The organism is Protofrankia sp. Cj5 (assembly GCF_917627405.1).
In the GTDB taxonomy this organism is placed as follows: Bacteria; Actinomycetota; Actinomycetes; order Frankiales; family Frankiaceae; genus Protofrankia.
Window position 1 is genome coordinate 1 of record NZ_CAKJTO010000191.1, and the last position, 4,663, is coordinate 4,663.

The window sequence follows — 4,663 nt, forward strand, 5'->3', positions numbered from 1 at the left end:
GGGCTACGCCTTTTCAGCGCCCACCCGGAGCGGTTGTTGCAACCTACCGATGGAGTATCGCCGAGTCAAACAGCGCCGAGTTGGTCGGCAGTTGCCTGGCGAAGCACCCCGAGCATCCCTGTTAAGGTGCCCGGACCGTGGATGGGGGCCACTGCGGCGTTTTGGCCGCGGTGTCTCCCGGCTTTCCGCCGGCAAGAGAAAACATACACGACGGAACGATGAAATTTCATGATCGCAAGCAGTTTGTAAAAATTTCTTTCCGTGCTCAGACGGCTACGCATAGGCAGCGGATGAAGATCTGGCCAACCCAGGACGTCCGCGACACGTCCACCGGCCTACCCGCGGCCTCCGGCGCTGACGCCCCCGAGGGCCGGACCGCACGAGGACCGTGCCCCGGCCGCCGGCGAAGGATCAGGAGGAAACGGAGACGGACGGGGAACAAGCAAGGCGACAGCGTGACGGGATCAGGCAACGAGGGGAACGGGTGAAGACCATGCGAGCGACCGCCCTGACATCTTTTCGCGAAGAGATCGAAGCAGTTGTCACAGCGGCCTCGTACGCGCCATCGATCCATGACACGCAGCCTTGGCACTGGCTGGTCGGGGACAGGCGCCTGGATCTGTTCGCGGATCCCTCGCGGCTCCTGGGTGCCGTCGACCCCGACGGCCGGCAACTGCTGATCAGCTGTGGCGCCGCACTGTATTACGCCCGGATCGCGCTGCGCCTGCGCGGGTTCGTCCCGGATGTCGTCGTTCTGCCGGGCGGGCCCGGCTATGGCGGCCTCCACCGAGATCTCGCCGGCAAGGAGCCGCTCGCGACCATCCGCGTCAACGCGGCCAAGCCGGCTGACTGCTGGGAGCGGTCGCTTGGCGCCGCGGCCTACCTGGGACACGCGGGACACGCGGGCCGCGGGCCGATCGAGCCCACAACCGACATGACCGGGGCGGTGGCAGCGCTCCAGGATGCCGCCGGGCTCGAAGGTGCCTGGCTGGCCACGCTGGACGACACCGGTGACGACGATCATCTCGCGACAGGCCCGACGCCGCTTGCGGGCGACAGGCGGAACGGCCAGAACGCCGTCGCGGTGCTCGGCACCGCCGCCGACCGTCCTATCGATCGGATGACGGCGGGCCAGGCGCTCGCCCGAGTGCTGCTGACGGCCACCGCCCTCGGCGTGCCCGCGTGCCCGATCGGGCACGCGCAGGACATCGACGCGATCCGCGTCACGCTGCGCGAGATTCTGCGCAGCACCGGCACCGTGCAGATGGTCATTCGACTCGGCCCGCCGCTGCCCGGCGGTGTCCTGGGCGAACCAGCCCCGCGCCGGCCGCTTTCAGAGATCCTCACGATCGCGGACTGACGGCGGCTTGTATCCGCGGTGTGACGCTCGCGGCGGGCCGAACGGATAACCAGCGCCCCACCCGGCGCAACCCGGAGCGGCACGAGGAAGGGCGACGGTGGATCTCGTCAAGCTGTCCAGAAGGGTTTTCTGAGGCAACCGGCTTGACCTTGACCCTACGTCAGGCTTCCAGCATGGCGATATGACCGCTACCAACCCCGCGATCGAGGTCGCCGGACTCACCAAGTCCTACGGCGAGCACGCCGTGCTGGACGGCGTCGAGCTGACCGTCCCGCAAGGCACCGTCTACGCGCTCCTCGGGCCCAACGGCGCCGGCAAGACGACCATCGTCAACATCCTCTCCACCTTGCTGGCCCCCGGTGACGGCGAGATCCGCGTCGCCGGCTTCGACGTACGGCGCGAGCCCGCTGGAGTGCGTGCCGTGATCGGTGCCACCGGGCAGTTCTCGGCGATCGACACGCTGCTCACCGGCCGCGAGAACCTGCGGCTGATGGCCGACCTGACGCATCTGGACCGAGCGGCCGCGACGGCTGCCGTGACCATGATGCTGACGCGTTTCGACCTTGCTGACGCGGCTGACCGGCGGGCACAGACCTACTCGGGCGGCATGAAACGACGGCTGGATCTGGCGATGACACTCATCGCCCGGCCTCAAATAATCTTCCTTGACGAGCCGACGGCCGGTCTCGACCCGCGCAGCCGTCGCAACCTGTGGGCGATCGTGCGCGAGCAGGTCGCCGACGGCGTGACGGTGCTGCTGACGACGCAGTACCTCGAGGAGGCCGACCAGCTGGCCGACCGGATCGGCGTCCTCGACAACGGTCGCCTGGTCGCCGAGGGCACGGCCGCGGAACTGAAACGGCGGGTGCCCGGCGGATGCGTGTCGGTGCGGTTCACCGACACCGAGGGGCTGGCCGCCGCGGTGTCGGTGAACCCGCAGGCCAGCACCGACACCGAGGCGCTCACCCTGCGGCTGCCGGGCGACGGCAGCATCGCCGGGCTGCGCCGCCTGCTCGATACCCTCGACGACGATCGCGTCGCCGGCCTGACGGTCACCTCGGCCGACCTCGACGACGTGTTCCTCGCGCTCACCGGCCACGCGGCCGAGGCGTCCGCGGCCGAGGAGATCCCCGCATGAGCGGCACCTACACCGTCCGTGACTCGATGACGATGCTGCGGCGCAACCTGCGCCACATCCGCCGCTACCCTTCGCTGTCGATCATGCTGGTCGCGCAACCGATCCTGTTCCTGCTGCTGTTCGTGTACGTGTTCGGCGGGACCCTGGGGGCCTGCCTGCCGGGCCACGAGGGCGGCGGAAACCGCGGCGGCTACCTCGCATTCATCATGCCGGGCATCCTGTTCATGACCATCGCCAGCATCGCGCTCGGCACCGCGATCTCGACCGCGACCGACATGACCACCGGGATCATCGCCCGGTTCCGTACGATGAACATCGCCCGGCTGTCGGTGCTCACTGGTCACGTGCTGGGTGCTGTCATCAGGACCGGATGCGCCGTGGTGATCGTGACGGCGTTCGCCTTCCTCCTCGGGTTCCGCTCCGACGCCGGTCCGCTCGGCTGGCTCGCCGCGATCGGGCTGTTGATTCTCATCGCATTCGCGCTCACCTGGCTGACCGTCGGCATGGGCCTGGCCGCGGACAGCGTCGAGACGGCCAGCAACACTCCGCTGTTCCTGATGATCCTGCCGTTCGTCAGCAGCGGCTTCGTACCGACCGACGCGATGCCGGCCGGGCTGCGCCAGTTTGCGGAGCACCAGCCGTTCACCCCGATGATCAATACCCTCCGCGCCCTCGTCACGGGCGCTCCGACAGGCTCCGACCGGTGGCTCGCGATCGGCTGGTGCATCCTGATCGCGCTGCTCGGCTACCTCTGGTCACGTCGGCTGTTCCTCCGCGTGCCCGCGACATAGGAGACTGGTGCGGTGCTCACGATCAGTCAGCTGGCGTCGTACGCCGGCGTCACCGTGCGCGCGGTGCGGCACTACCACGCCAAAGGCCTCCTGCCGGAGCCGGAGCGCGACCATTCCGGCTACCGGCGCTACGACGCCCATGCCGTCGTCGAACTCATCAGGATCCGCACTCTTGCCGAAGCCGGTGTGCCGCTCGCGCACGTCCGCGAGCTGTTGGCCGCGGGCGAGCGGGAGTTCACCGCGGCCGTCGCGGACATCGACCGGCGCCTACGCGCGGAGATCAAGGAGCGGCAACGGCACCGCGCGCGGATCGCGCAGCTGGCAGCCGGGGACAGCCTGGCCCTGCCGCCGGAGGCGGTGGCATACCTCGACCGGCTGCGCGAACTCGGATTGCCGGACCTGATGATCGAGGGCGAGCGGGACGCCTGGATCCTGGTAGCCGCCCAGCTCCCGGAGCACGTGTCGTCCTATGTGAAGCTGAAGAAGCAGCAGCTCGACGACCCGGCAACGGTCGCACTCTACCGCGATTTCGCCGCGATGATCTACTGGGAGATGGACGACCCGCGGGTGGCGGCCGTGGCCGACCGGCTCGTCGCCTCTCTCGAAGCCGCCGAGGACGAGGGATGGGAGAGCCACAACCAGGAGATGACCGACGCGCTCGCGGAGCTCCTCGACTCGGTCTTCCTCCACTCGGTGCCGATCGCCCGTCAGCTCATGGAGCGGCTCCACGAACGCGGCTGGCGCGGCTGGACCAAGCTCGAGCGGATCAGCCCGACAGAGCGCGCCACCGGCAGGCCCATCGCCCACCGCGCACCATCCCAGCCAGGATGATCATCGTTGCGCTCCGGCGCCACAGCTCCAGCTTCGTCGACGTGGCGAAACGTGAGTAGCGGCATCCGGGGCGCCAAGTACGGCCACCGGGTTACGTAGACCCTTCCAGCGCGGGCCGGTCACAATTGACTCGACGGCCCGCACCGCGCCGGTCGTGTCATTGTTCCCGTGGACGTACAGCGCATACGGACGACCCAGCGTCGCATCCAGACACGGATGGTAAATAGTGTCGCAGAACTTGCGGAAGGTCACGTACGTCACGCAGTCACACCGTGTGACGTACGGACTCGCTGCGACACCATGTCAGACTCTCACGGTCGCGCGAGCGACCTCGATGGCCGACTCGCGACGTGCGACGCTCGAGGGAGCAGGCCACGAGGCGTGCCGCCGGTCAACCGAAGAGCTGGTCGAGGGTGTCAGCGCTCAGAACGCGGACGGTCCAGGTCCGCAGCTGATCAGCGGAGGCGTTACGCACGGTGGTGAGCAGCGCCTCGGGAAGCGGGCCGAACTTGAGGGTCAGCTGCTGGACAAGAGTCTCGACAC

The 4,663-nt window shown here is 68.5% G+C and carries 4 protein-coding genes; all 4 read left to right on the forward strand.

The window, feature by feature from the left end:
• Positions 1–484: 484 nt before the first annotated feature.
• The 4 genes from MJ777_RS22265 (at position 485) to MJ777_RS22280 (ending at position 4,120) form a co-directional block, all read left to right on the forward strand.
• Positions 485–1,360 carry a hypothetical protein gene (locus MJ777_RS22265; RefSeq protein ID WP_239377689.1) on the forward strand — a complete coding sequence of 292 codons (876 nt, stop codon included), beginning with the start codon at positions 485–487 and terminating at the stop codon, positions 1,358–1,360.
• A gap of 181 nt (positions 1,361–1,541) precedes the next feature.
• Positions 1,542–2,498, forward strand: a complete 957-nt coding sequence (locus MJ777_RS22270) for an ABC transporter ATP-binding protein (RefSeq protein WP_239377691.1) — start codon at positions 1,542–1,544, stop codon at positions 2,496–2,498.
• Positions 2,495–3,289 (forward strand): ABC transporter permease, encoded by a 795-nt coding sequence (locus MJ777_RS22275; protein WP_239377692.1) that lies wholly within the window; start codon positions 2,495–2,497, stop codon positions 3,287–3,289. Before MJ777_RS22270 ends, MJ777_RS22275 begins: the two co-directional genes overlap by 4 nt.
• 12 nt (positions 3,290–3,301) lie before the next feature.
• Positions 3,302–4,120: a MerR family transcriptional regulator gene (locus MJ777_RS22280; protein WP_239377694.1), complete on the forward strand. Its 819-nt coding sequence runs from the start codon at positions 3,302–3,304 to the stop codon at positions 4,118–4,120.
• Positions 4,121–4,663: the final 543 nt, after the last annotated feature.

Excerpts from the sequence above, each read along its gene's own strand:
- MJ777_RS22275 (WP_239377692.1), top strand. The coding sequence starts at position 2,495 with ATGAGCGGCACCTACACCGTCCGTGACTCGATGACGATGCTGCGGCGC.
- MJ777_RS22270 (WP_239377691.1), top strand. The coding sequence starts at position 1,542 with ATGACCGCTACCAACCCCGCGATCGAGGTCGCCGGACTCACCAAGTCC.